This is a genomic window from Rhizobium pantanalense, assembly GCF_030182525.1.
Lineage (GTDB): Bacteria > Pseudomonadota > Alphaproteobacteria > Rhizobiales > Rhizobiaceae > Rhizobium.
The window spans coordinates 1,017,071-1,041,643 of record NZ_JAQJCH010000001.1; the positions used below are offsets into that span (position 1 = coordinate 1,017,071).

At 59.2% G+C, this 24,573-nt stretch carries 24 protein-coding genes and 1 riboswitch; of the genes, 12 read left to right on the plus strand and 12 right to left on the minus strand.

Annotated elements, in window-relative coordinates:
• Positions 1-278 precede the first annotated feature (278 nt).
• Both PH558_RS04850 and PH558_RS04855 read left to right on the plus strand, forming a co-directional pair.
• Positions 279-1,739: an FAD/NAD(P)-binding protein gene (locus PH558_RS04850; protein WP_285202481.1), complete on the plus strand. Its 1,461-nt coding sequence runs from the start codon at positions 279-281 to the stop codon at positions 1,737-1,739.
• A 208-nt stretch (positions 1,740-1,947) separates the two neighbouring features.
• The gene (locus PH558_RS04855; RefSeq protein ID WP_285202482.1) at positions 1,948-2,415 is read left to right on the plus strand and encodes an RrF2 family transcriptional regulator; all 468 of its coding nucleotides are present in this window, start codon (positions 1,948-1,950) and stop codon (positions 2,413-2,415) included.
• A gap of 23 nt (positions 2,416-2,438) precedes the next feature.
• Here PH558_RS04855 and PH558_RS04860 read toward each other — a convergent pair whose 3' ends face one another.
• The gene (locus PH558_RS04860; RefSeq protein WP_285202483.1) at positions 2,439-3,656 is read right to left on the minus strand and encodes an SfnB family sulfur acquisition oxidoreductase; all 1,218 of its coding nucleotides are present in this window, start codon (positions 3,654-3,656) and stop codon (positions 2,439-2,441) included.
• A gap of 374 nt (positions 3,657-4,030) precedes the next feature.
• Entirely contained in the window at positions 4,031-4,348 is a 318-nt protein-coding gene (locus tag PH558_RS04865; RefSeq protein ID WP_146214393.1) for a hypothetical protein, read from the minus strand.
• A gap of 20 nt (positions 4,349-4,368) precedes the next feature.
• Between PH558_RS04865 and PH558_RS04870 the strand changes: the two genes are divergently transcribed.
• From PH558_RS04870 to PH558_RS04905, 8 genes are all read left to right on the plus strand, one after another.
• Positions 4,369-5,784, plus strand: a complete 1,416-nt coding sequence (locus PH558_RS04870; RefSeq protein ID WP_285202484.1) for an FAD/NAD(P)-binding protein — start codon at positions 4,369-4,371, stop codon at positions 5,782-5,784.
• A 192-nt stretch (positions 5,785-5,976) separates the two neighbouring features.
• A riboswitch (cobalamin riboswitch) is annotated at positions 5,977-6,193 on the plus strand.
• A gap of 108 nt (positions 6,194-6,301) precedes the next feature.
• A complete protein-coding gene (locus PH558_RS04875) occupies positions 6,302-6,715 on the plus strand; it encodes a DUF1636 family protein (RefSeq protein ID WP_285202485.1) in 414 nt (137 codons plus the stop codon).
• Positions 6,716-6,725: 10 nt separating this feature from the next.
• Positions 6,726-7,505, plus strand: coding sequence for an ABC transporter ATP-binding protein (locus tag PH558_RS04880; RefSeq protein WP_285202486.1), 780 nt, complete (start codon positions 6,726-6,728; stop codon positions 7,503-7,505).
• Positions 7,506-7,525: 20 nt separating this feature from the next.
• Positions 7,526-8,485 (plus strand): ABC transporter substrate-binding protein, encoded by a 960-nt coding sequence (locus PH558_RS04885; protein ID WP_285202487.1) that lies wholly within the window; start codon positions 7,526-7,528, stop codon positions 8,483-8,485.
• A gap of 62 nt (positions 8,486-8,547) precedes the next feature.
• Positions 8,548-9,564 carry a FecCD family ABC transporter permease gene (locus tag PH558_RS04890; protein ID WP_095435176.1) on the plus strand — a complete coding sequence of 339 codons (1,017 nt, stop codon included), beginning with the start codon at positions 8,548-8,550 and terminating at the stop codon, positions 9,562-9,564.
• Positions 9,565-9,846: 282 nt separating this feature from the next.
• Positions 9,847-12,438, plus strand: a complete 2,592-nt coding sequence (locus tag PH558_RS04895; RefSeq protein ID WP_285202488.1) for a mechanosensitive ion channel family protein — start codon at positions 9,847-9,849, stop codon at positions 12,436-12,438.
• Between the two features lie 327 nt (positions 12,439-12,765).
• Positions 12,766-13,596, plus strand: a complete 831-nt coding sequence (locus PH558_RS04900) for a response regulator (RefSeq protein WP_285202489.1) — start codon at positions 12,766-12,768, stop codon at positions 13,594-13,596.
• Between the two features lie 185 nt (positions 13,597-13,781).
• A complete protein-coding gene (locus PH558_RS04905; protein ID WP_285202490.1) occupies positions 13,782-15,113 on the plus strand; it encodes a diguanylate cyclase in 1,332 nt (443 codons plus the stop codon).
• 39 nt (positions 15,114-15,152) lie between these two features.
• Here PH558_RS04905 and PH558_RS04910 read toward each other — a convergent pair whose 3' ends face one another.
• From PH558_RS04910 to PH558_RS04920, 3 genes are all read right to left on the minus strand, one after another.
• A complete protein-coding gene (locus PH558_RS04910) occupies positions 15,153-16,172 on the minus strand; it encodes a GlxA family transcriptional regulator (protein ID WP_348627044.1) in 1,020 nt (339 codons plus the stop codon).
• 303 nt (positions 16,173-16,475) lie between these two features.
• Entirely contained in the window at positions 16,476-16,679 is a 204-nt protein-coding gene (locus PH558_RS04915; RefSeq protein ID WP_095435170.1) for a DUF1127 domain-containing protein, read from the minus strand.
• Between the two features lie 66 nt (positions 16,680-16,745).
• Entirely contained in the window at positions 16,746-16,991 is a 246-nt protein-coding gene (locus tag PH558_RS04920) for a hypothetical protein (RefSeq protein WP_095435169.1), read from the minus strand.
• A 123-nt stretch (positions 16,992-17,114) separates the two neighbouring features.
• On the opposite strand from PH558_RS04920, the gene PH558_RS04925 reads away from it, so the two are divergent.
• The gene (locus PH558_RS04925) at positions 17,115-18,014 is read left to right on the plus strand and encodes a LysR family transcriptional regulator (protein WP_015340229.1); all 900 of its coding nucleotides are present in this window, start codon (positions 17,115-17,117) and stop codon (positions 18,012-18,014) included.
• Positions 18,015-18,049: 35 nt separating this feature from the next.
• On the opposite strand, the gene PH558_RS04930 is transcribed toward PH558_RS04925, so the two are convergent.
• From PH558_RS04930 to PH558_RS04960, 7 genes are all read right to left on the minus strand, one after another.
• Positions 18,050-20,050, minus strand: coding sequence for an ASKHA domain-containing protein (locus PH558_RS04930; protein WP_285202738.1), 2,001 nt, complete (start codon positions 20,048-20,050; stop codon positions 18,050-18,052).
• Between the two features lie 54 nt (positions 20,051-20,104).
• Complete coding sequence (locus tag PH558_RS04935; protein WP_095435167.1) at positions 20,105-20,434, minus strand: hypothetical protein; 330 nt, start codon at positions 20,432-20,434, stop codon at positions 20,105-20,107.
• A 1-nt stretch (position 20,435) separates the two neighbouring features.
• Positions 20,436-21,401, minus strand: a complete 966-nt coding sequence (locus PH558_RS04940; protein WP_095435166.1) for a methyltetrahydrofolate cobalamin methyltransferase — start codon at positions 21,399-21,401, stop codon at positions 20,436-20,438.
• 102 nt (positions 21,402-21,503) lie between these two features.
• On the minus strand, positions 21,504-22,610 hold the full coding sequence (locus tag PH558_RS04945; RefSeq protein ID WP_285202491.1) for a methylenetetrahydrofolate reductase: 1,107 nt from the start codon (positions 22,608-22,610) through the stop codon (positions 21,504-21,506).
• Between the two features lie 3 nt (positions 22,611-22,613).
• A complete protein-coding gene (locus PH558_RS04950; RefSeq protein ID WP_095435164.1) occupies positions 22,614-23,192 on the minus strand; it encodes a methylenetetrahydrofolate reductase C-terminal domain-containing protein in 579 nt (192 codons plus the stop codon).
• Positions 23,185-23,487, minus strand: a complete 303-nt coding sequence (locus PH558_RS04955) for a virulence factor (protein ID WP_095435163.1) — start codon at positions 23,485-23,487, stop codon at positions 23,185-23,187. The genes PH558_RS04950 and PH558_RS04955 overlap by 8 nt, the downstream gene beginning before the upstream one ends.
• A 236-nt stretch (positions 23,488-23,723) precedes the next feature.
• Positions 23,724-24,341 carry a DUF1638 domain-containing protein gene (locus PH558_RS04960; RefSeq protein WP_285202492.1) on the minus strand — a complete coding sequence of 206 codons (618 nt, stop codon included), beginning with the start codon at positions 24,339-24,341 and terminating at the stop codon, positions 23,724-23,726.
• A gap of 40 nt (positions 24,342-24,381) precedes the next feature.
• Here PH558_RS04960 and PH558_RS04965 point away from each other — a divergent pair, with 40 nt between their 5' ends.
• On the plus strand, positions 24,382-24,540 hold the full coding sequence (locus tag PH558_RS04965; RefSeq protein ID WP_095435162.1) for an entericidin domain-containing protein: 159 nt from the start codon (positions 24,382-24,384) through the stop codon (positions 24,538-24,540).
• Positions 24,541-24,573 lie beyond the last annotated feature (33 nt).

Below are 24,573 nucleotides of genomic sequence, written 5' to 3' on the forward strand. Positions count from 1 at the left end.
ACGAACCAGAACAACCGCTAGTATGTTCCTCGAACGGATGTATGCCAAGTTTTTTACATCTTGCGGTGCAAAAACAATATTGTGCGCGGCACAAATAACCACTTGTTTGCAAAGGCATATCAGCACTGTATTGACTGCCGTTGGTTGCAGAGAAGAGGGGCACGCGCTGCAATCGTGTTGTCAACAAATTTTATAGAGTATATCTCTATCTCAATGATAATTGCTGTTGCCGACGGATGTAGAATTCGCGTGGCGATCGATCTGGAGGAAGTTGGCTATTGACCATCGGCTCGGACCACCAGGCGCTTGATCTGCCTGTTATCGTCATAGTTGGCGGCGGCGTTTCCGGGACGGCGGTTGCCTTCCATTTGCTACAGAATCAGCCGGCGCGGGGCTCTCAGCTCTTTATATTCGAGCCAAGGGAGCGTTTAGGAGCAGGGCTTGCCTACGACACGCAAGATCCTGCCCACCGCATCAATGTACCGGCGGGGAAAATGAGTCTGCTGCCCGACGACATCGAACATTTTCAGCGCTGGCTGCTGGAGAATGACGCGCTTGTCAATGATGATGCGGCGGTCGCCGTGAATGGCGGTTTTTTTCCGCGACGCTCCGTTTTTGGCAAATATGTCAATTGCATGATCCGTCCTTTCGTCGAGAACGGGCGGCTCCTCCATATCAGGCAAAGTGTCGAGCGTATTCAGAGAACGGGCGACCGCTGGACAGTCACCGGTACTGATGGACAGCGTGTGGATGCCGATATTCTGGTTATCGCCACCAGCCATCCGTCTCCCTTGCCGCCACAAGTTCTGCAGGATGCGCTTGCCGATCACCCGCGCTTCATTTCCGATCCGACGCGACCGGATGCGCTTGCCGCCATTCGCGCCGACGATCGCGTTCTGATCGTCGGCAACGGTTTGACCTCGGCCGACGTCATTGCTTCGCTTGAGCTCAGGGGGCACAAGGGGCCGGTTACCGCCATATCCCGACGCGGTCTGCGCTCGCGCGGCCATGCGGCGGTCAAGCAGGAACCTTTCGGCGATTTCGCCACGCAGCCGTCGAAGACGGCAGTCGAGTTGTTGCGCAGTGTTCGAACCGCCATCCGCAAGGCGCAGGGCGAGGGCCGCAGCTGGCATGCCGTCATCGATCAGGTGAGGGCGCAAGGCGGGCATGTCTGGCATGCGTTGCCGATCGCGGAGCGGCGGCGTCTCGTCCGGCATTTGAGGCCGTTCTGGGATGTGCATCGGTTTCGCGTCGCGCCGCAGGTGGAGGCTGCCAGCGAAGGAGCGCTTGCAAGTGGCCGGCTGGAAATACTGGCGGCTTCGGTCGCGGCGGTCGGCGTTGCCGATGGCGTCATCGACTGCACCCTACGACTCAGCCGTTCAGAGCGATCCCTTGAAAGGCAATTCGATGCGGTCGTGGTTACCACCGGACCAGGGCACCGCGGGATCCTGCAGTCGCAGGGCTGGATCGATGAGCTATCGAAGGCCGGATATCTCGCAATGGATCCAGCACGACTGGGGTTTTCCTGCGATACGCGATCACGGGCGCTTGCCGGCGATGGTACGCTGGTTCCTTCCTTGTTTATCTCTGGACCGCTTGCGCGCGGAACCTTCGGCGAATTGATGGGATTGCCCGAGGTGGTCGAGCATGCCGTTCTGGTGGCCGACCAGGTGGCCGGCGCGATCGACGATTACAGGCGTGGGCACGGGAAGGCATATTTGGACAGCAGTGCCGCCTAAAATCCAAGAAAAGCCGCAAAATCGTTGCTTAGACGATACATTTGCCTAAATTTACTCATATAAACTATACAATTTGTGAGTTACTATCTTGTTCCCAAGAGATTGCGGGGTTACTTCCGCAGTCCCATGCTGACAGGATCGGCCCGTTGAGTCTCTTTCGAGCGATGCCGGGTTTTCAACAATTGACTTTGCAGTAAAGCGGACGGCGATGCTTACGAAAAAAGGAAAATACGGACTGAAGGCGCTGGTGGATCTCGCACGCCTCGGTCCGGGTGAAACCGCGTTCATCAACGATATCGCGTTACGCAACAATATTCCGAAGAAGTTTCTCGATACCATTCTCCTCGAATTGCGAAACGCTGGCGTGTTGCGTTCGAAAAAAGGCCCAGGCGGCGGTTATTCGCTGTCGCGCCCCGCATCGGAAATCCGCATCGGCCATGTCATTCGTACCCTGGACGGCCCGTTGGCGCCTATCCGTTGCGCCAGCCGTACGGCTTATGAAGCCTGCGACGACTGTTCCGATCCGGAACGCTGTCAGGTTCGGCGCTCGATGACCGAGGTGCGTGACGCGATTGCCGAGATTCTCGACAACATGTCGCTGGAGGAATTCGTTGCCGGTGGCGCTGACGCCGATATCCCGGAACGGGAAAACCACCGGGCCTCATATATCGGCTGACCTTGTCGATTCTCCTGCGCCCATCAAGGCAATGAGGTCTTCGATGGCTTTACGCCGTTGAGATGGTAGTTGCCGACGATGTGGTATTTCCGGCGGGCCGGTTCATGCAGGGTGTGAATGCGGGCGTTGCGCCAGTGGCGGTCGAGGTTCAGTCCGATGCGCGCAGACTCCGTGCCCGCAAGCTCGAACAGCGCGTCGGCTGCTTCCATCGCGATATCGGCAGTAATCGTCTGGGCCGCCGCAACGGAAAGTGCGGCGTCGATAACATGATCTTCGGTGAGATTGATCTGTGCGGCATCGATCTTGCCGCCGGCGCGCTCCACCATCGCCGTTGCCGCCTCGATGCGGATGGCAATCTCGCCGATCCTTGTCACGATCAGCGGATCGTTGGCGGCTCGCTCATCCCCGTTGCCTTCCCCTGAGTGAGAGCGGGTCCGCACGAATTCCATCGTCGCCGCCAGCGTGGAGCGGGCAATGCCGAGATTTATGCCGGCGCCGGTGAGTTGGTTCACACTATCGATCACTGTGGGCTCAGCCAGCTTTTCTCGGTGCAGAAGAAGGGCGTCAGCATTGAGATAGACGTTATGCAATATGATCGTGCCGTTTCCGGAGGTGCGCTGACCAAAGCCATCCCAGTCGTCGATGATCTGGATACCCTCAGTATTTCTGGACACGATAGCGGCGATTAGCCCCTTGCGTTTGTCGGTCGTGAATAGCGCAATCCAGTCCGAAAACAGAATGCTGGCGGAAGGCTGGCTCCGTCCGCTGAGGCGGAAGCCGAGCCCGTCCGCTGTCAGATGCCAGGGATGCTGGTCGGTGCCGCTTGCACCGGATTGGGAAAAGATGCCGCCGAAACGATCGCCGATAATGGCGCGGTCGAAAAGGGATGCCCGTTGGTCCTCGCCGCCCCCAATTCTCACCGCTTCCAGCACATGAAAATGCGTTTGCAATATCTGTGCTATGGAAGGGTCGGCCTCGGCAAGGATCGCAACGACCTCGGCGAGAACGCAGTTCGAAATGTCGATACCGCCATGTTCCGAAGGAACGGAAATCCCTAGCAGGCCTGACTGCGACAGGGCGTCGATCTCGTCATAGGGCAGGATGCGATTGATATCACGATCGCTTGCATGTTGAGCGAAGCCGGCGGCGAGCGAACGTGAGATGTCGAGCGCTTCCTCTTCGCTCTGGACGCGATGGGCGGGCGGCCTGACACGTTCGTGCAACTGCGAAACAGTCCCCATTTACCACTCCTCGGCCAGCGCCAAGTCGGTTTCTCAGGCGCAGCAAATCCCTGCGATCTTAATTTCGATAGATGGAGTGCACAACGGATTTTCCTGGCGCATTCATGTTGCGCCCTCGGGCACGATAGGCGCCGACCACGAAAATTTTAAGCGAACGGCCTGATATAATGCGTTGAGGATGGCGGGTTGCGAGCCCTCTTCTCTGCGGCCAACGAATAGCGAAAGCTGCTTCATAAGCTGATCCTAGAGCTTGGAATTGCTTTCCCTTTTTGCCGGTCAACGCAGGTGCCGGATACAAAGGGGGTGTCCGGTCGTCCGCCGTTTCTGTACCGCAGCTTGGTCGACCCTATTCCGTCCGGACAAGAAAGCACTTGCTAGCGGAGCGTTTTCGCGCTTTCATATACGACTAAATAAGTAGACAATGGCAATAATTCTGCTGCCTGATGGCTTTTGACGAAGTAATCATGTGGCGGCTGATTGCAGGCATCTGGTGTTGGATCAGAGTTGGACCTGCCTGTCGCATCTTTCATTTTGGAAGGGTCCTGATTGAAGAAGCGCGACGCGTATTGAGAACGGAAGCGGCTTTCGTGCGTTCTGTCGGCCGCAGTTCCAAGGTTGCCGAGGCCCGGATATCGGCTCTGTGTTTCCGGACCTGTGAAGTCAGCAAGCCCAAGAAAGGCATGATCGACCACCTCTCGCCCCAGGAGTTGATATGACGGTTCAGGGATTCTTTTCCGCCAGGACGAACGCGACGGCGCGGCCTTATGCGATGCCCCGCATTGCCGTGATCGGGCGCGGTTTTTCCGGCATGATGATGGCGATCGCCCTGATGAAGACGGTTCGCTTTCCCTTCCATCTGCAGCTTTTCGATCCTAATTCCACCGTCAGCGGCGGACAGGCGCTCGCCTCCGGACATAGCAGTGAAATTCTCAACAGCCGTGTTCGCGATCTTTCCGTTTCCGCGGGAGATCCTGACGACTTCAATCAATGGCTTTGCGGCAATGCGCCTTTCCGCAGCGCCGTCCCCGCCGCCATACCCGGTTTTTTACAGATCTTCGTGCCGAAGAGCATTTTCAGCGACTACGTCTATCAGCGCTTTTCGGAAGCCTTCTCGTCACGGCGGGATGTGGCGGTGCAGGTCAGCAGCGAGACGGTCTTCGCGCTTCGGCGTGTTCGTGGCGGCCGGTTCGTAGTGGAAAGCGATGGCGCCGCCAATGCGCCTTTCGACATGGTGGTGCTGGCGACAGGCTATGGCATTAGCGATCACGAATTCCAGGCCAGCGATCTCGCGACCGTGCCGACGACGGTGCGGGCGCGTCGTCTCGTGTCGCGACCGCATACGATCCTGCTCGGAAGCGGCCTGCGCGTCGTCGATCGGCTGCTGCAGATGCGCGAGAACGGCTATACGGGACAGATCACCATCGTTTCGCGGCGAGGCTTTCTGCCGCAGAGCCACACGCGCAACAATGCTGACCCGGTTTTCCCTGCCGACGAGATGCCCGGCAAGCTCAGCGAGATCGTTCGCTTCGTCCGCAAGGCTTGCGGCGAGGCGGAGGCGAACGGCCAGAGCTGGCAATCCGTCATGAACGGCTTGCGCAAGCATGCGCGCTCGCTTTGGCGATCCCTGCCGGCGGGGCAGAAGCAGCAGTTCAACCGCCATTTGCGGGCGCTTTACGATAGCCATCGCAATCGGTTGCCCGAGGCGCTGCATGTGCGCCTCAATCAGGAGCTTGCCGAGGGCAATACACTGCTGCGGCGTGGTCATTTTATTCGCCGCACGCCCACCGGGCTGGTTTTGAAGCCGGCTGGTCGGCAGGAGACCGAGCAGCTCTACGCCGACGATGTAATCGACTGTCGGTGCCAGGCGCCGGATCTGAATGCACCCTTGCTGCGTAGCCTCATCGACGCCGGCCTCGCGGTGCCGGACGAGCTTGGCCTCGGTCTCGCCGTGGAGGCGACAGGCTCGCTCGAGGTCAACGGGCGCACGACAGAGGGGCTTTTTGCGATTGGTCCCCTGGGACTTGGAAGTCTCCCCGACATCGATCTGGTACCTGAGATCGTGACGCAAGCCTATGCGGCGGCAGAGAGCGTCGCGGAGCGTTTTCATCCTCAGTGCAAGGCGGTCTGACAGCCCTGCGGTTTCTTTCATTCTTGATCGCGATTGAGCGCCTCCGAACATGCATATCGCAGTTGCGGCTTCGAGCGGAGATAATGGCTTGTCATTTGTTATGTAATAACGTAACAAATGACTATTCAAGCCAAGGCTCCAGGACAAATGAAAGCGCATATGACATCGCCGTTGCCCGCATCCGCTTTCTATGACATGAATACCGCCGATGGTGCTGCTTTCGGATCGATCCGGATGGCGGCTGAAAAGGGAACACGGTGCGGATTACCCATCAGGGGCCAAAACCGTGGCTGCCCCCGCAACTGTAAGCGGAGAGCGCGTTCGCAATATGCCACTGGCGTCAAGCCGGGAAGGCGCGAACGAGTTGTGACCCGCGAGCCAGGAGACCTGCCATCGACGATATCAACCGCAACGGACGGGGTGTTCCGATGGAAAATCAGTGGTTGGGCGAGGGCGCCGCTGCGTCCGCTGGCCCTATCTTGACTGTGCCTCCGGCGAAATCTCCGGGAGGCATCTCATGGATAATACAAAAGAGGCGACGCACCGGATCACCGTGTGCACCAACTGCCGTCATGTCGGCAAACCCTGCCGGCCGGGCCTCGAGCTCTTGAAACATTTGCAGATGGCGATCTCCCAGGCTGGCGCCGCACTCGCGGATGATTTCAGCCTGGAAGGCAGTGTCTGCATGGCGGGCTGCGAACGGCCGTGCACGGTCGCTTTCCAGGCCACGGCGAAGGCGACGTACCTCTTCGGTGACATCGAGGATGCGGGCGATATCGGCGCGCTTGTCTCCTTCGCGAAGCTTTATCGGGATCGCCCCGATGGGCTGACCCGCGAAAACGAACGCCAGAGAGCACTGGCAGGCAAGACCCTCGCACGCATTCCCGCCGCCATCGTTTCAGCCGAACGACAGCTGGTCGTATTGCAATAGGAGCCGGATCATGTCCGAACGAAGCGCGCGACTGCAAGCAGACGGCATCAGCTGGGGTCCCCAGAAGGCAATGCCGATCATCAGCGGCATCACGCTATCAGTCGAGGCCGGCGCCCGGCTTGCGATCATCGGTCCGAACGGAGCCGGCAAGTCGACCTTGCTGCGCTGCCTCTATCGCGGCCTCAAGCCGCAACGAGGTTCGGTGCGTCTCGACGGCATCGATCTTTGGTCTATCGGTCCGCGGGAGGCGGCGCAGCGCATCGCCGTCGTGCCGCAGGAGACGCCAGGTGATTTTCCCTTCAGCGTGCGCGACGTGGTGTTGATGGGCCGTATCCCGCACCGCAAGGGCATGGCACGCTGGAGCGATCGCGACCATGACGTCACGACCAAGGCGCTCGCCCGCCTGGAACTGGAGTCTTTGGCACTGCGGCAATTCGCGTCGCTGTCGGGTGGCGAGAAGCAACGGACGCTGATCGCCCGTGCCTTGGCACAGGAACCGGAGCTCATCATCCTCGACGAACCCACAAATCACCTCGATATCCGACACCAGCTTGAGATTCTTGAGCTACTCAAGGGACTCGGCCCGACGGTCGTTACGACGCTGCACGATATCAATCTCGCTGCTGATTTTGCGACGCAGATCGCCGTAATGGATTGCGGGCGGCTCATGGGCCACGGCGAACCTGCCGAAGTCCTGACTGTGGCGCAGGTCTCGAGCGCTTTCAGGGTTGGTACGCGGCTGCATCGCACCGACGGCGGCCCGCAGCGATTTTCCTTTTCCCTTCGATAATACGATCATTGGAGTTATTCATGTTTTCTCGCATATCCCTGTCTGCGGCGGCCTTGCTTATCGGAAGCCTGTTTGCGGGCACGACATTCGCCGAGCCCGTCACCGTGCGCAGCTGCAATCGCGATGTAACCTTCGACAAAGCGCCGGAGCGGGCCGTTTCCAACGATGTCAACCTGACCGAGATGATGCTGGCGCTGAAGCTGCAGGACCGCATGGTCGGCTATACCGGCATTTCCGGCTGGAAGACGCTGGATGAGAAGCTGCGTGACGGCGTGAAGGAACTGCCGGAGCTGTCGCCGAAATATCCGAGCAAGGAGGTGCTGCTCGGCGCCAATGCGGATTTCTTCTTTGCCGGCTGGAACTACGGCATGAAGGTCGGCGGCGAGGTAACTCCGGAAACGCTCGCACCCTTCGGCATCAAGGTTTATGAGCTGACCGAATCCTGCATCTTCGTCATGCAGAAGAACAAGCCGACCATGGACGACATGTTCGTGGATCTCCTCAATCTCGGCAGGATCTTCCGCGTCGAGGACAAGGCGGAAGCGCTCGTCGCCGGCTATCGCAAGCAGCTTGCCGAGATCCAGGCGAGGATCGGTCATGTCGACAAGCCGACCAGCGTTTTCGTCTATGACTCCGGTGAGGAAAAGCCGTTCACATCGGGGCGTTTCGGCATTCCGACTGCCTTGATCGAGGCTGCCGGCGGCGTCAATGTGATGGACGACGTCGAGAAGAGCTGGACTGAAGTGTCCTGGGAGCCGGTCATCGAGAAGAACCCGGAAGTGATCGTCATCGTCGATTACGGCCAGGTGACCGCCGCCCAGAAGATCGCCTTTCTCAAGGGCAATCCGGCCTTCAAGAATATCGATGCCGTGAGGAATGACCGCTTCGTCGTGCTGCCTTATGTGGAGGCGACACCGGGGCCGCGCAACATCGAGGCCATCGCCACGCTGGCCAAAGCCTTTCATCCGAGCGCCATGTAATCGTCTACAATGCCGATCCGTCCAGTCGATCATGGGGCGGATCTCTTCCTCAAGATTCAAGCATGCGCCTCAATCTCTCCATTCTCATCTCCATGCTCGCCATAGGCTTCATTCTGTCGATCACCGCCGGTGTGTCGCTCGGTTCGGCATCCATTCCGTTCTCCACCGTCTGGTCGATCATCGGCAACAGACTGCACGTTGGTGCCTTTCCGGTCACCTGGTCCAGCGGGCAGGAAAGCATTGTCTGGGACGTCCGTTTCCCGCGTGTCGTTCTGGCGGCGCTCGTCGGGGCGGGGCTTGCCATCACCGGCGCCGTCCTGCAGGCGCTGACGCGAAATCCATTGGCGGACCCGCATCTCCTCGGCGTCTCCTCCGGGGCAGCATTCGGCGCCATTCTGGCGCTGTTGCACACCGGGCTGATCCTCGGCCTGTTGACGGTGCCGTTGTTCGCTTTTGCCGGCGCCTTGCTCGCAACCGCAGCCGTCGGGCTGACGACGCGGCTGACGCGCTCGCAATCGGCCGATCGGCTCGTTCTGTCGGGCGTGGCGGTTGCCTTCGTGTTCACGGCGCTTGGCAACCTCCTGATTTTTCTGGGCGATCCCAGAGCTGCCAACACGGTTGTCTTCTGGATGCTGGGCGGGTTAGGACTGGCACAATGGCAGCATCTTATCTATCCCGCCGGCATCCTGCTGCTCTGCCTCGCCTTGCTTCTCCCGAAGACGAGGGAGCTCAATGCACTTGCGATGGGCGATGAAACGGCCGTCACGCTTGGCATTGCCGTTGCACAGTTTCGCTTGCTATTCTTCGTTATCACGGCGCTGCTGACCGGCGTGATGGTCGCCTTTTCAGGCGCAATCGGTTTCGTCGGGTTGATGGTGCCGCATTTCGTGCGGCTAATCGTGGGCGGCGACAATGTGCGCGTGGTGCCGCTGAGCGCCGCTTTCGGCGCACTGACGTTGATCTGGGCTGATGTCGTCGCGCGCCTGGTGATGGCTCCGGAGGACATGCCGATCGGCGTGGTCACCGGGCTTGCCGGAGGCATCGCCTTCATCCTGATATTACGGAGCGGGCGCGCATAGATCGACCCATTGCCAAGGTGTTTTCGTGGCCTATTTCCGGGCGGGCGATGATCGCGCGACAGGTCGTCGTCAAGATGAGAGCGGGCGATATCCGGTTTTGAGCGAGAGTCCGGACAGGATAAGGGCATGGAATGCCTTCGTGTCGCCTTTCTTTGTCTTACAAGGCGTACGCGTAAAGACTATGGAATTCGCAATCCTACTATAGGATGACTCGGGCCTCCATTTTTGCGGCGATTTCGGTCATCCACTGCCTGCGACTTCATGTGCAACGAGGAGCTCTGCTTGCGCCCGCTGAAATCTCGTCTTTTTCTATTGTCCCTTTTGTTGATGGGATTGGGCGTTTTTACCGCCATCATCCCGCTGGCGGGGGCTGCCCTTGCGCAAGATCAGCAGCCGGTCCAAGCGTCGCAGCAAACGGACCAACAGCCCGGGCAGCTCGCCAATGGGCTGCTGGACGCAGCTGTCACCGACCTTGGCAAAGCGAAGAAGACTTATGCGTCGCTTCAGGACGCGGCGAAACAGGCAACATCGGATGACGAGGCGCTCGTGGCGCTGTCCGGCCAAGTCGACGAGCTCAACCGCACCACAGCTGCTATTTCCGCACGCCTGAAACCCCGTACCACCGAAATCGATGCACGCCTGACTCAACTCGGTGCTGCACCCAAGGAAGGCCAACCGCCTGAGGCTCCGATCGTCACGCAGGAGCGCGACCGGCTCAATGCCGAACGCTCCCAGATCAGCGCGGTCATCCTCGATGCCGATAATCTGACCACGGAGACCAATCGGCTTGCGATGCAGTTCATGGAGATGCGCCGAAGGCTGTTTGCCGAGACGCTATTCAAGCGGACGGAGGTTTCCACGGCGACATTCGACGATGCAGGGGCGGCTCTGGTCGATGAGGGCGTCAAGTTCAGTACCGCCGTGACGAGCTGGATCGGCTTCGTGCTCAAGGCGAAGCTTGCCTCCTTTCTGGCCGCCGTCTGCCTGTCGATCGGCGCTGCGCTGCTATTTCTTTTCGGTGGTTATCGGCTATTCCGCCGCTACTACGTGCAGGATGAGGCCATCGAGAATCCGCCCTATATCAGCCGGCTCTCCGTTGCCTTCTGGTCGACCCTGATCCGCACCCTGTCTCTGGCCGCCTTTCTCGTCACGTCCTTCTTCTTTCTCTCGAATTTCAATGTGCTGCGGCCCGACATCGCGCCGATACTGGCTGCGGTCTTCGGTTTCATTGGCCTCGTCTATTTTGTCGGTCGCCTGAGTAATGCCGTCTTTGCGCCATTCCGGCCGCATTGGCGCTTGGTCAAGCTGTCGAACAAGGGGGCGCATTCGCTGACCTGGTGCCTGCAGGCCATGGCTGTGGTCAACGGACTGGATTACGTTTTCGACCGCATCAGCGAGTCCATGGGATCGCCGGTCGTCGTTACCGTGGCCAAGAGCTTTCTGGCGGCACTGCTGATCGGCCTCATTCTGATTGCGGCATCCTTCGGCTCGCCGATGCTTGCCAAAAACGGCGATCCGGATGCGCCAGGCCGCCATTGGCCGCATGGCATGGCCATCATTCTCCGTGTTCTCGGCATATTGGTGATCTTCATCTCGTTCATCGGCTATGTCGGGCTGGCCCGCTTCATGGCAACGCAGATGATCGTGACGAGCGCCGTCATCGCGACCATGTATCTCGGCTTCCAGCTCGGCAAGGCGGTATCCAAGCAGGGCGTCTTTGCCGAAACGATCATCGGACGCTTTCTGGAAAATCGCCTGAAGCTGCGTGAAGTGGCGCTTGATCAGGCCGGTCTTGCAGCTGGGCTTGCGACCTACGCCGTCGCGCTGCTGACCGGCATTCCGCTGATACTGCTCTCCTGGGGCTTTCACATTCAGGATCTCGAAGTCTTTGCCTACAGGCTCTTTACCGAGATCAAGATCGGCAACATGTCGATCTCGCTGCTCGGCATCTTCGTCGGCATCCTGCTGTTTGCGGGCGGCTATCTGGTCACGCGCTGGTTCCAGCGCTGGCTCGACAGCAATGTCATGGCGCGCGGGCAGGTGGATCTGGGTGTCCGCAACTCGGTGAGAACCGGCATAGGCTATCTGGGTATAGCATTGGCGGCGATCTTTGCCATTTCCGCTGCCGGCATCGATTTGTCCAGCCTGGCACTCGTCGCCAGCGCCCTCTCGGTCGGTATCGGTTTCGGCCTGCAGAATATCGTGTCGAACTTCGTGTCCGGCCTGATCCTTCTGGTCGAGCGGCCTTTCAAGGTCGGCGACTGGATCGTCTCGGGAACATCGGAAGGCATCGTCAAGCGCATCTCGGTGCGCGCGACCGAGATCGAGACCTTCCGCAAGCAGTCGATCATTGTGCCGAATTCCGAGCTTATCAATGCGTCCGTCGGCAACTGGACGCATCGCAACCGGCTCGGCCGCTCGGAAATTCCGGTATCCGTCAGCTATGATGCCGATCCGCGCAAGGTCATGGATATTCTGCTGGAACTGGTGCGCGCGATCCCGAAGGTTCTCAGAAATCCCGAACCGCACGTGGAGTTCCTGCGCTTCGGCCCCTCATCGCTCGATTTCGAGATGCGCTTCTACCTCTCGGATCTTTCCGATGGCATGGAGATCCGCAACAATCTGCGCATCGAAATCCTGGGGCGCTTTAAGGAAGAGGGGATTTCAATTCCCTATCCACATCAGGAGTTGCATATCGTTCGCGACGGCAGACGAGGCAAGCAGTCGGATATCGCAGCCGATGCCTTGGCGGATTTCGCAGACGGGCCAGATGCTGAGGATGACGTAAAAGAAGATTCCACTTTGTCGGCCGAAGGCAAGGGATCGGAAGCGAAGAGCACAGGCCGGCGCCGCGGCAGGACCGCGGCGGAGTGATCCGATTACCGGCAGAGCCCGGTGAAACAGAGCCATGTTGTCGCGGGTGGGAATGATGCCAGTCATCGTTTCCGCCGGTTCCGCTCGGAAGTTCCCGGTTTGCGTTCCTCGAGGGGAGCGTGTCGCGCTTTTTCGGATTGTTTCTCTCGGTCTGGTTTGGGATATCGCGCACGTCGTTGCCGCGAGAACCCTGGCGATAGCGCGTCTGGAAAGCCGCGAATGGGGTAATTTTCTTCACCTCCGGGAAACCAGTCGGCTTAACAAATCCGCAAAGGCTTTGTTCTAAAAAAATACAGAGGGGATCATTTTCAAAAACAGGTTTTCATTATGCCATTTCTGGGTGTTTCGGGGATGCAATACTCCGGCGCGTCTCTTGCCGGCTCGCGCATTCTTCTTGTCGAGGATTCCAATCTCTTTACATCGATGGTCAGGGCCAAGCTGAAGGAGCTCCTGGACATCGACGTCGAGATTTGCCGCAATTTCGAAGAACTGCAGCTCGCCTACGACAAGTCGTCGGAGCCGATCAAGCTGGCGATCTCGAACATGAACCTGCCAGGCGCCGAGAAGGGCGAAGCCCTGGCCTATCTTCTCGATCTCAGCATTCCAACGATCGCCTTCACGGGTACTTTTCTTGAAGGCACGCGCGACGAGCTGATCGCCAAGGATGTGGTGGATTACATTCTCAAGGACAATGTCTTTGCGGTGGATATGCTGGCGGAATCGATCTGCCGTTTTCTGACCAACCATCGTCACCATGTCCTCATCGTCGACGATAGCGCGACGGCGCGCGCTTTGCTGTCCAGCCGGCTGAAACGCTACAATTTCCGCGTCAGTGTTGCGGAGAATGGTGCAAAAGCACTCGAAATCTTGAAGGCCAGCCCAGATGTCGGCCTTATGGTCACGGACTACAATATGCCCGACATGGACGGCTTCGAGCTGACGCGACGCATCCGCGCGACCACCGGCTCCCACGAGTTGCGCATCATCGGCGTCTCGTCATCCAACAACCGGCTGCTTTCCGCCCGCTTTCTCAAGGCGGGGGGCAATGATTTCATTCTGCGGCCATTCATCGATGAGGAGTTCTACTGCCGCGTGAACCAAAATCTCGACACTCTGTTGCAGATTCAGTCAGCTCAACCGACCGGAAAGAGCTCCTAGGCGCGGCAGGTCAGGCAAAACAAGCTCGACAAAAGTGAGGAAAAATCACTTTTTATGTAAATCTCTGCAATCAGCGGTTCCAATTTTTTCACGAATCCTGTTCAGGATACGTGCAAGGCGGTTTGGCAGACCTGCAATTGACTGAATATTCATACACCTGATGGTGTGGGAGGAATTGACGGGAAATGGTACTGCATGTGGGATCCCTCGGCGGCGGCATCAGCCACCGCAATGGCAGCCAGAAAATACTTCTGGTCGAGGATTCGCGCATGTTTTCCGCGGTGCTGTCGCATCGGTTCGAAACCGAACTCGGCCTGGCCGTAACGCATTGCTCTTCCCTGAAAATGCTGAACGAGGTGCTGGCGGGGCCAGATAGCAGCTTCACGATGGCGGTGATCGATCTCAACCTTCCGGATGCTGCTCATGGGGAAGCCCTGGATGTTGCTGTTGCCCATGACATTCCCACCATCGTATTTACGGCATCTTTCGACATGGCGACGCGCAATCGCATCATGGAGCGCAATGTCGTCGACTATGTGCTCAAGGATGGTGAGTTTGCCCTCGACAATCTCGTCTCCTCGGTAAGGCGTGCCATCGCCAACCGGTCGATGCGCGTTCTGGTTGTGGATGATGTACCCTCGGCCCGGAAAATGCTGACGGACTTGCTGCATGCTCAGCAATTCAAGGTCGCCGAGGCCGGCACGGGTATCGAAGCCCTTGCGATGCTTGAGACATTCGACGACATCGAAATCGTCGTCACCGACTACAATATGCCCGACATGAACGGCCATGAACTGACCCGCCGCATCCGCCACCGATATGGCTCGGATCGGATGCGGATTATCGGCATTTCGTCTTCGAACGATCGTTTGCTGTCTGCGACATTCCTGAAGGCGGGTGCCAGCGATTTCATCTATCGGCCCTTCGTTCAGGAAGAGCTGCAATGCCGCATCGCATTGAATGTAGAGACGCTGTCGCAGCTGAAACAACTGCGGGCAGCAGCGGCGAGCGACTATCTGACCGGGCTCTACAACAGGCGCTATTTCTATGATCATGGTCCGCGTCTGGTCAATGAATGCCTGCGTCGCCAGCGTCCAAGCTCGGTTGCCATTCTCGACATCGATCATTTCAAGAATCTAAACGATACCTATGGTCACGAAATTGGTGATCAAGTGCTAAAGGCGGTTGCCGGCAGGCTTCACGGGCTCTTGGAAGGCACCGACAATCTGCTCTCCCGCCTCGGCGGGGAAGAGTTTGCCATTCTGTTTGCGGAAATGAACTCGCGCGCGGCGACCGCGCTATGCGATGAGGTCCGCCTCAGTCTTTCCAGCCTGAAGGTTCATGCCGACGACGAAGAGCTTTCGGTGACTGTTTCCATCGGGGTGGCGGAGATTGCCGGCTACGAGTCCTTCGACAATTACCTCAACGCCGCGGACCAGTTTCTCTATATGGCGAAGCACAATGGCCGAAATCAGGTCTATTCCGATTTCAAGATGGCCCAAGAGGCGGCCCAGTAAGCCGCCTGCCGAATCCGCTCGCTTTGAATTCCATCGCCCTCAGACGACAATACCGGTCCGGTTGGTCGACATGGTCAGCTTGCGCTCGGCGCGCTCCTGCTGTGGCGAGCGATTATAGAGTTCGCGATAACACTTGGAGAAGTGCGAAGCGGAGACGAAGCCGCATGCGACCGCTACTTCAACAACAGGCATGGAGGACTGCACCAGCAGATGCCGGGCACGATCCAGACGAATCTCGAGATAATAACGGGCTGGCGAACGGCCCATTTCCTGGCGGAACAAGCGCTCGATCTGCCGGCGCGAGAGACCGGCATCGTCGGCGATTTCCAGCAGCGACAGCGGCTCGGCGAGGTTGCTTTCCATTAGCTCGATGATCGACAGCACCTTGGAGTTCTGAACGCCGAGGCGCGCGCGTAGAGGCAGGCGTTGGCGGTCGTGCGGGCTGCGGACGCGATCGGTCAGCTGCTGCTCGCAGACGCGATTGACGAGGTTTTCGCCAAAGTCCTGACCGATGAGATTCAGCATCATGTCGAGTGAGGCTGTGCCGCCCGCGCATGTATAGAGATTGCTGTCGACCTCATAGAGATCGGCATAGACTTCCGCCTGCGGGAAGGTTTCCGAGAAGCCCGGCAGGTTCTCCCAGTGGATCGCGCAGCGCTTACCGTTCAGCAATCCTGCCTGGGCAAGCACATGGGCGCCCGTACAGAGGCTGCCGACGGCGACGCCGCGATTATAGGTCTCGCGCAGCCAGGCATTGACAGACTTGTTGTGGAATTCTTCGACATAGATGCCGGAACAGACCAGCACCATATTCGGGCGGTTCTCGCCGCCGAGATAGCGACGCTCGTCGGTGAGGGAGGAATTGACCTCCAGTCCGATGCCGCTGGAAGAATAGACTTTCTGACCGTCCGTCGAGGCAAGCCGCCATGTGTAAGCGGGATAGCCCAGCATACGATTGGCGATCCGCAGCGTCTCGATCGCGGCGGAAAACGGCAGCATGGTGAAATGCGGAACAAGGAAGAAAACCAGGGAACGCGTCTTGATCGGGGTCTTGCTCATGTTGTGAAAATCCATGCTCCAGGGCCGTTACGTATTCCTTGCGTCAAATACGTCGGCCCGATGGTCTATAAGCGACATTGGCATGGATAATCGCGGCCGCAAAGGGATATTTGCGTCTACTCTGAAAAATACGGGTCTAGAGACGGGAAGCGAAGGGGAGGCGAGCGATATGCTCAAGCGGCAAAATATATTTGCGTGTGATTCTCAAGATTAAAGTGCAGTTCGCATCTGGATGCAGAAATGTTCAAAAGGCGACGCTCGCTTGGGTTGAGCGTCGCCTTCAGTCGTTATGCTCTTTCATTATCATCGGGTAGCTTTCGGATTCTTGATTTCGTTTGCGGCCGGCCAGCCCAAGTCCTTGCGCATGTCGTCGGACAGAGATTCGATCTCGCGAAGGGAGCGCCACTGCTGCCAACGATTAGCGAGGCGAGAAAAGAAGGGCATATAGCTGGTGCCGGACGGAAACGGGTTCCGTGCGCCGGTCTGTCTGTAACTGATGGTCGTCATTTTCAGGGTCCTTTCAGTGTCAACCGCTCAAAATGTCACGGGTTTAATATGGGCTCGGTAGATCCATCAATCAAACGAATAGATCTTATAGCTGCCATTAGTATTCTTGAACGAACGCAGCTTGCTGGGCTTTCGCTCAAGCGCCGCCAAGGTGCGATCCGGCGGGAGACCGCGCGCATTGACGTCATCGATCAGATGAGCGGGAAAGCGGGTGGCAATCTCGTCGAGCGTGTGCTGTGCCATGCGCTGAATTTTGCGGAGGCGTAGAAGAGAGAAAAGCCTTGAGGCTTCGTCTGATACCATGCCAGCCATGATCTTACTCCTTCGAGGCTGTCTGCGATGAATTTCCATTAGGTCTAATATGGTGCTTCGTTGACATTCAGACAAATGAAATGATATGGTGCTTAGGATCAGAAAAATTGAAAGGTAATCGATATGACCGTACCGTTCCGCCGGCCCATACCGTTGCTTGACAATGAAGTTCTGCGTACCTTTGTCGCGATTGCTGAAACGGGGAATTTTTCGACCGCGGCTGACGCGGTCTTTCGTACGCCATCAGCTGTTTCCATGCAGATCAAGAAGCTGGAAGAGCAGCTCGGCGTCACGCTGTTCCTGCGCGATGCGCGGTCTGTGAGCCTGACGCAGCATGGAGAGATGCTCCTTTCCTATGCGCGCAATATTCTGGCGCTCTCCAACGAGGCGGTGTCGCGGTTCATCATGCCCGAGCTCAGCGGCGTGGTGCGGCTTGGCGCCCCCGACGATATCGGCGAGCGCCTGCTGCCGACCATCCTGAAAAGCTTTTCGGAAACCTATCCCGGCATCATGGTCGATGTCGTCGTCGATATGAGCATCCAGCTGAAGAAGCGCATCGAGGAGCAACGGCTTGACCTCGCGCTGATCAACTGTGCGACGCGTCCTTTCCCGACGGAAGGCGAGGTGATCTATACGGAGCGTCTCGTCTGGGCCGGCGCCAAGTGCGGCACTGCCTATCGCCGCGATCCGCTGCCGATTTCCATCTGGGAAGAGGGCTGCATTTGGCGGTCAGAGGCCATGGCGCAGCTGGAGCGGCAGAAGCGTGCTTATCGCGTTTCCTATCTCAGCGCCCATACGATGGCGCAGCGTGCCGCGATCGTCTCCGACCTTGCCGTGGCGCCATTCCCACGCTCCTACATCACCGATGATATGGAAATACTCGGGCCGAATGAAGGACTGCCAGAGCTGACGTCCTTCGACATCCGTTTGCTGACGGCATCGCAGATGACCGGACCGATGAAGGCGGTGGCAGACAGCATTCGCCAGGCTTTTGTCGAGATCGGACGCAAAATGGCCGCGTGAACCGCGGTCAACCATCTCTTGGCCAAATTGTTTTCTTACTCGCGGCTGCGGCGACGCCTGCGGCCGCCGCTTTCTCCGCTATCGTCGGAGGTTTGCTTGCGTTCCGGCAATGTCACGACCTTCGAGAGTTCCGGGAAGGCATCGACCTTGTTCGGCAAGGCCATGGCGTAGACGAAATGCTCCTGAAACTTTGATTCAAGTGCCGTCTCTATCTTCTCGATTTTCCTGACCGTTTCCTCGATCTCGCGGCGATGGCCGCGGTTGAGCAGTGCCATGCGCGCGCCCGTGCCGGCGGCGTTGCCAACGGCCTTGACCTTGTCGAGTTCGCAGTCGGGAATGAGCCCAAGCACCATCGCATATTTGGGATCGATGAAAGTGCCGAAGGCGCCGGCAAGGCCGATGCGGTCGACATGATCGATGCCTTGCTTATCCATCAGCAGCTTGACGCCGGCATAAAGCGCGGCTTTGGCGAGCTGGATGGCGCGGATATCGTTCTGTGTCACCGTGATGCGCGGTTCGCCGTCGCGCAGCAGATAGGAGTATGTGCGGCCATTCTGCAGGATGCGCGGCGAGCGTGCAGCCATCGAGCCATCGACGACGCCATCTTCCGAGATGATGCCGGTCAGGAACATTTCGGCGACGACCTCGATGATGGCCGAGCCGCAGATGCCGGTGACGCCGACCTTGGCGGCGGCTTCCTCGAAACCAGGCTCATCCGACCATGGCTCGATGCCGATAACGCGATAGCGCGGCTCCAACGTGATGGGATCGATGCGCACGCGTTCGATCGCTCCTGGGGCAGCGCGCTGACCGCTGGAAATCTCCGCGCCTTCGAAGGCGGGTCCGGTCGGCGAAGAGGCCGCGACGACACGATGGCGGTTGCCGAGGACGATCTCGGCATTCGTACCGATGTCGACCAGCAGCATCATCTCATCCTGGCGGTGCGGCCCTTCGGCGAGTGTCGCGGCAGCAGCATCGGCACCGACATGGCCGGCGATGCAGGGCAGCATGTAGATGCGCGTGCCAGCATTCATCGGCAGGCCTATTTCGGCCGATTTCAGATGCACCGCCCCTGATACGGCAAGCGCAAAGGGTGCGCCACCGAGCTCGGTCGGGTCGATGCCGAGGAACAGGTGGTGCATGATCGGGTTGCCGACGAAGACGGCGTTCAGAATATCCTGGCGCGACACGCCGCCATCGGCGCAGACCTTGTCGATCAAGCCGTTCAAGGCTTCGCGGACGGCGTTGGTCATGGCCTCGCGGCCATCCGGGTTCATCATCACATAGGAGACGCGGCTCATCAGATCCTCGCCGAAGCGGATCTGCGGATTGGAAGCGCCAGCCGAAGCGACAGTCCTGCCTGACAGCAGTGAGGACAGATGCATGGCGATCGTCGTCGAGCCGATATCGCAGGCGATGCCATAGGCTTCGTTCTTCAGGCCGGGATAAAGCGCGATAAGGCGAGGGCGCTCGCTATCCTGATCACGATGAATGGCAGCTGTCACCTTCCATTCGCCCTTGCGCAGGATCGACTGCACCTGCGGAATGAGGTGGAAATCCACTTCGAGATTGTCGTATTTCCAGTCGGCCGCGATTGCTGCCTTGAGGCGATCCAGATCGCCAAGCGGCTTGTGCATGTCGGGTTCCTCGACCTCGACGTAGCACATATGCACGGCCGCATCGCGGGCAATCACGCGCTCGTCGGCCGCTTTTCGCACCACCTGCGCGTTGATAACGGTATCCTGCGGCACGTCGATGACGAGATCGCCCTGGATGAGGGCAGAACAGGAGAGGCGGCGGCCTTCAGGCAGTTCGCGCACCTCGGCATAGCGCCGTTCCTTCGGCCCGATCGGCGAAAGATGGTCATTGGACGAGACGATCTTGTGCTTGGCGAAATTGCCTTCCTGCACCGACACCTGGCAACGCCCGCAGGTGGCACGGCCGCCACAGACGCTTTCGACATAGACGCCGAGCTGACGGGCTGCCTCCAGCACGGTCGTTCCCACGGGGAAGTGGCCGCGCTTGCCGGAGGGCATGAAAAGAACAAGAGGTTTGGCGCTGTCGCTGGCTTCGGCCACGGATCAGCCTTTCTATTTGCTAAGGCGGCGCACGTTCGTGCGAACACGCCTGCTATAGGGTTTTATCGCGGCGTGGGCGACAGCATCGGCGATGCTGCGCTGGCTTGTCGCGCCTGCGGCCGTCAGAGCCGCGAAACCCTGTTGCACCATTGCTGCGTTGACCGCAACGGCGCTTTCCGCCGCCGCCATCATCTTCTCCGAGATCATCCGGTTCATTTCGACCGCGTTCACGCTGCCGGTCAGTGCGTCCATCCACATTTGCTGCAGCCGTATCGCGATCACGACGGGCGCCTGCAGCCAGAGTGTGGCAAGATCGTTGGAGAGGCCGCGACCGGATGACATCTTATTCCCTCGCTGCTCCTGCACCTGCGCGCGCTGCACGACCGCCGCGACGTCCGCCGCCGGCGGCAGGGGCTGCCGTTGCTGCAGCGGCGGTACCGCCTTCTGCCGGCTTGTAGTCGCGATAGGTCATGATCCAGTTGGTGCAATTGGCATCCGTGCCGTTCAGCACGTTGGCGGCGCGCACGGCTTCCATTTCCTGCGGGCGGCAGGGGTTCATAATCGCCGAGGTCATGCCGGCACCAATGACCATCGGGATGAAGCCGGCATTGATGCCGTGGCGATGCGGCAGGCCGAAGGAGATGTTGGAGAGGCCGCAGGTGGTGTTGACCTTGAGTTCATTGCGCAGGCGATGCAGCAGCGCGAAAACCTGACGGCCGGCATCGCCCAACGCCCCGATCGGCATGACGAGCGGATCGACGACGATGTCCTCAGGCTTGATGCCATGATCCATGGCGCGCTCGACGATCTTCTTGGCGACGGCGAAGCGTACGTCCGGGTCCATGGAAATCCCGGTCTCATCGTTCGAGATGGCGACGACGGGCACGTCGTATTTTTTGACCAGCGGCAGGATGGCTTCGAGCTTTTCCTCTTCGCCCGTCACCGAATTGACCAGCGGGCGGCCCTTGGCAACCTTGAGGGCAGCCTCGATCGCCGCCGTGACCGAGCTGTCGATGGAGAGCGGCACGTCGACGAGGCCTTGCACGATCTCCAGCGTCTGCACGAGGAGACCCGGTTCGGTCTCGTTCGGGTTGACCGAAGTGACGCCCGCATTGACGTCGAGCATGGTGGCGCCGGCGGCAACCTGTTCCAGAGCATCCTTGATAACGGTGTCGAAATTGCCTTCGATCATCTCGGCGGCGAGCTTCTTGCGCCCCGTCGGGTTGATGCGCTCGCCGATCACGCAGAAGGGCTGGTCGAAGCCGATGACGATCTCGCGGGTGGCGGAGGCAACGATGGTACGCGTCATATCTGATCCTCTGGTCAGTTGGCCCGATAGCTGGTCTATCGTGCGGTGATCTGGGTTACAAGCCGGCCGGTTCCTCTCCTGGCCCGCCTCTATCTATCGAACTCAATGCGTCTGCGGCGGCGTATGGTGGGCTGCAATTTCCGCCATGGCCTGCTGGTTTTCTTCCCTGCCTTCGCTGATCTGGTGCAGCCGCTCGGCAACCAGGGCGTCGCTGCGGCTTGCTTCACGCTTCCAAGGCTGGCGGCCCTTCAGCACGCCGGAATCATGCACCATCTCGGCGACATATTCTTCCTGGCGGTAGGCCATGACGTGAATGCCGGAAACGCCCTCGATCTCCTTCACCTCGTTGATGATGTCGATGCAGAGCTGCTTGCCTTCCTTCTTCTGATCCTGCGCGCTTTCGATGCGCTTGATGACTTCATCCGGGATATGGACGCCCGGCACGTTCGAGCGCATCCAACGGGCCGTCTTTGCCGAGGCGAGCGGGCCGACGCCGACGAGAATGAAGCATTTTTCGTGGAGGCCGAGATCGCGCACCCTCTTCATGTATTCGCGGAACATCGGCACGTCGTAGCAATACTGGCTCTGGACGAACTGCGCCCCGGCCTCGATCTTCTTTGCCAGCCGATAGGGGCGGAAGTCGTAAGGCGGCGCGAAGGGATTGATGGCGGCGCCGAGAAAGACCTTCGGGGGCGACGTCAGCTTGCGGCCGGAGAGAAATTTCGCGTTGTCGCGCATGATGCGCACGGTTTCAAGCAGCGACATGCAGTCGAGATCGAAGACCGGCTTGGCGCCGGGCTGATCGCCGGCCTGCACGCCGTCACCGGTCAGGCACATGATGTTGCACACACCCATCGCGGCAGCGCCCAGCACGTCGCCCTGGATCGCGATGCGGTTCTTGTCGCGGCAGGCGATCTGCATGATTGGGGCGTAGCCCATCCGGGTCAGCAATGCGCAGATACCGACTGAGGACATATGGCAATTGGCGCCGGAGGCATCGACGGCGTTGATGCCATCGACCCAGCCTTCGAAGATGGCGGCGCGCTCGTAGACGTCTTCGGCATTGGCGCTGTCGGGCGGGTTGAGCTCGGCTGTGACGGCGAATTCGCCGCGGCGAAGCACGCGTTCCAGCCGCCCGAGCGAATAATGGCCGGGCAGGGGATCGAGCGGCAGATGGACGCCAAGCGGGTTTTCATCGATATGCGACATCGCTCAGGCTTCCTTTTTCGCCGCTTCACGGGTTGCGGCGGCCTCCGCCGTGACGCGAAGCCACGACGATGTTTCGCGCAACGACTGGTTCACGGGCTTCTGCACGTTGAGGATCGCGTCCCCGTGAACCATATTCCTCGAACCGTTCCAGGCCTGTACCCAGACGCAGGGCATGTCGGGCTCCACTTCGCAATTGCCGTTGGCGCGCACGCCGCCGCAGGGGCCATTGCGCAGCTGCTTGGGACAGTTCATCGGGCAGGACATTCCTGTCGATGACAGCGCGCACTGGCCGCACATGCGGCAATCGAACAGGAAGCCCTTCACATTGCGTTCGATGAAGGTGATCGGGCGCTCTACGCGGTCATAGCCGAACGCCTTCCACAGTGGATGAAGCAGCAGGAAAGCGTCGGCGAAGCGACGGTAGAACCATTCGAAGAAGCGCGAATGACGGACTGCCCAGAGGCGGACCGTATATTTGCGGCGGGCGCGGCGATTGGGCGAGACGCCGGCCGGCGTGTAGGCGCCGCTGGCTGCCTTTGCGCCTGCTGCGGCATTGCCGGGCTTCTGAACGGCATCAGCCATTATCGCGACCTCCGGATTTCACCAGCGCCACCAGCCGTTCGCGATCATAAGCAGCCTCAAGCTCGCTTGCGGCCTTGTCTGCCTCGGCTTCGAGATCGTCGGATACGGGCACCGGGTCCGCCTTGCGCCATTCGGCAAGATAGTCGTCGGTTTCGGCGGCGCCGGTGCGCATGGCGCACATGTCGATCGCTTCGGTAAAGCGCAGCGAAAGCTCGCGTTTTGCCGTCTGCCTGCCCTTCTTGATGATCACCTGGGCCGGAATGTCCCGCCAGTAGACGACAATGCGATCCGCCATGCACAAAATCTCCTCTTCACGCAAGAATGCACGTCGGCCGATCATCGGACTGCGCTCGCCACGACGCGCCACATGCCGAAAAGCGACGCGACATGAAAAGCTTGTCCGCAAGCGTTCCCAACGGGCATTTTCCTTTGGAATTGTCGGTTCGAACTGTGATTGAATGTTCTTCTGTCGTCCAGCATGTCGGCCCGGGGAAAGAGGAGCTAGACAGAAAAGCGGCGTAGATGTCGTAATCAGACGGTCAGCAATTCACGGGCAAGATCGCCGTACCCGGTGTAGCGATATTCATAGTCCAGCCCGAGATAGGCTGCGGCTTCCTTCGCCTTCGCCTGTAAGGCGGGATCCTCTTCCTGCGAAAGGTAGACCACCTTGCGATAATTGCCGAAGTACATGTCGCGCAGCTCGGGATGACGATCGAGGCCGAGCGGGACGATGACGAAGGCTTCGAACTGGCGGGCGAGGAAGTCCGTCAGGAAAAACGATGTGATGTCATCTTCACGCGCGGCGAAAGCCTCGTTGCCCGTAAAGAAGGAATAACAATGCGGTCCGGAAAGGCGCTCTATTCCCTCGCGCTCGCAAATTCTGTCGATATCGCCGCCGGTGCCGCAATCGGCATAGCCGATGAAGATCTTGTCGAACCCGCGCGAGCGGGCATCGGCGATCGCCTGTTCCAGCGCCGGCGCGATCTTCTGCGGATAGGAATGATAGATTGCGGGCAGACAGTGGAGATCGATGTGGTCGAGCCCATTTATTCTAGAGACCGCCAGTATTTCGCGCGCGATTGCGCCGCACGCGATCACATGAACTTTTTGAGTTGCTGCGCGTTTATCGGGCGGAGGGTTTTTCTCCATATTTTTTTGATCGATGTCCACTCAGAGGGGGTTCCCAATCATGACTGCACCGACACTCACGAAAATTGCCGCGGCCTGCGCCGTTCTTATGGTACTTGCTTCCTGCGCCAATACCATACGCGGTGTGGGCAGAGATACTGCAAACGCGGTCCACGCGACGGAGGACGCCGGTCATACCGTCAAGAAGGCGGCTCAATAATTAATTTGGGATGCCGATGCGCCGGCGACAAGG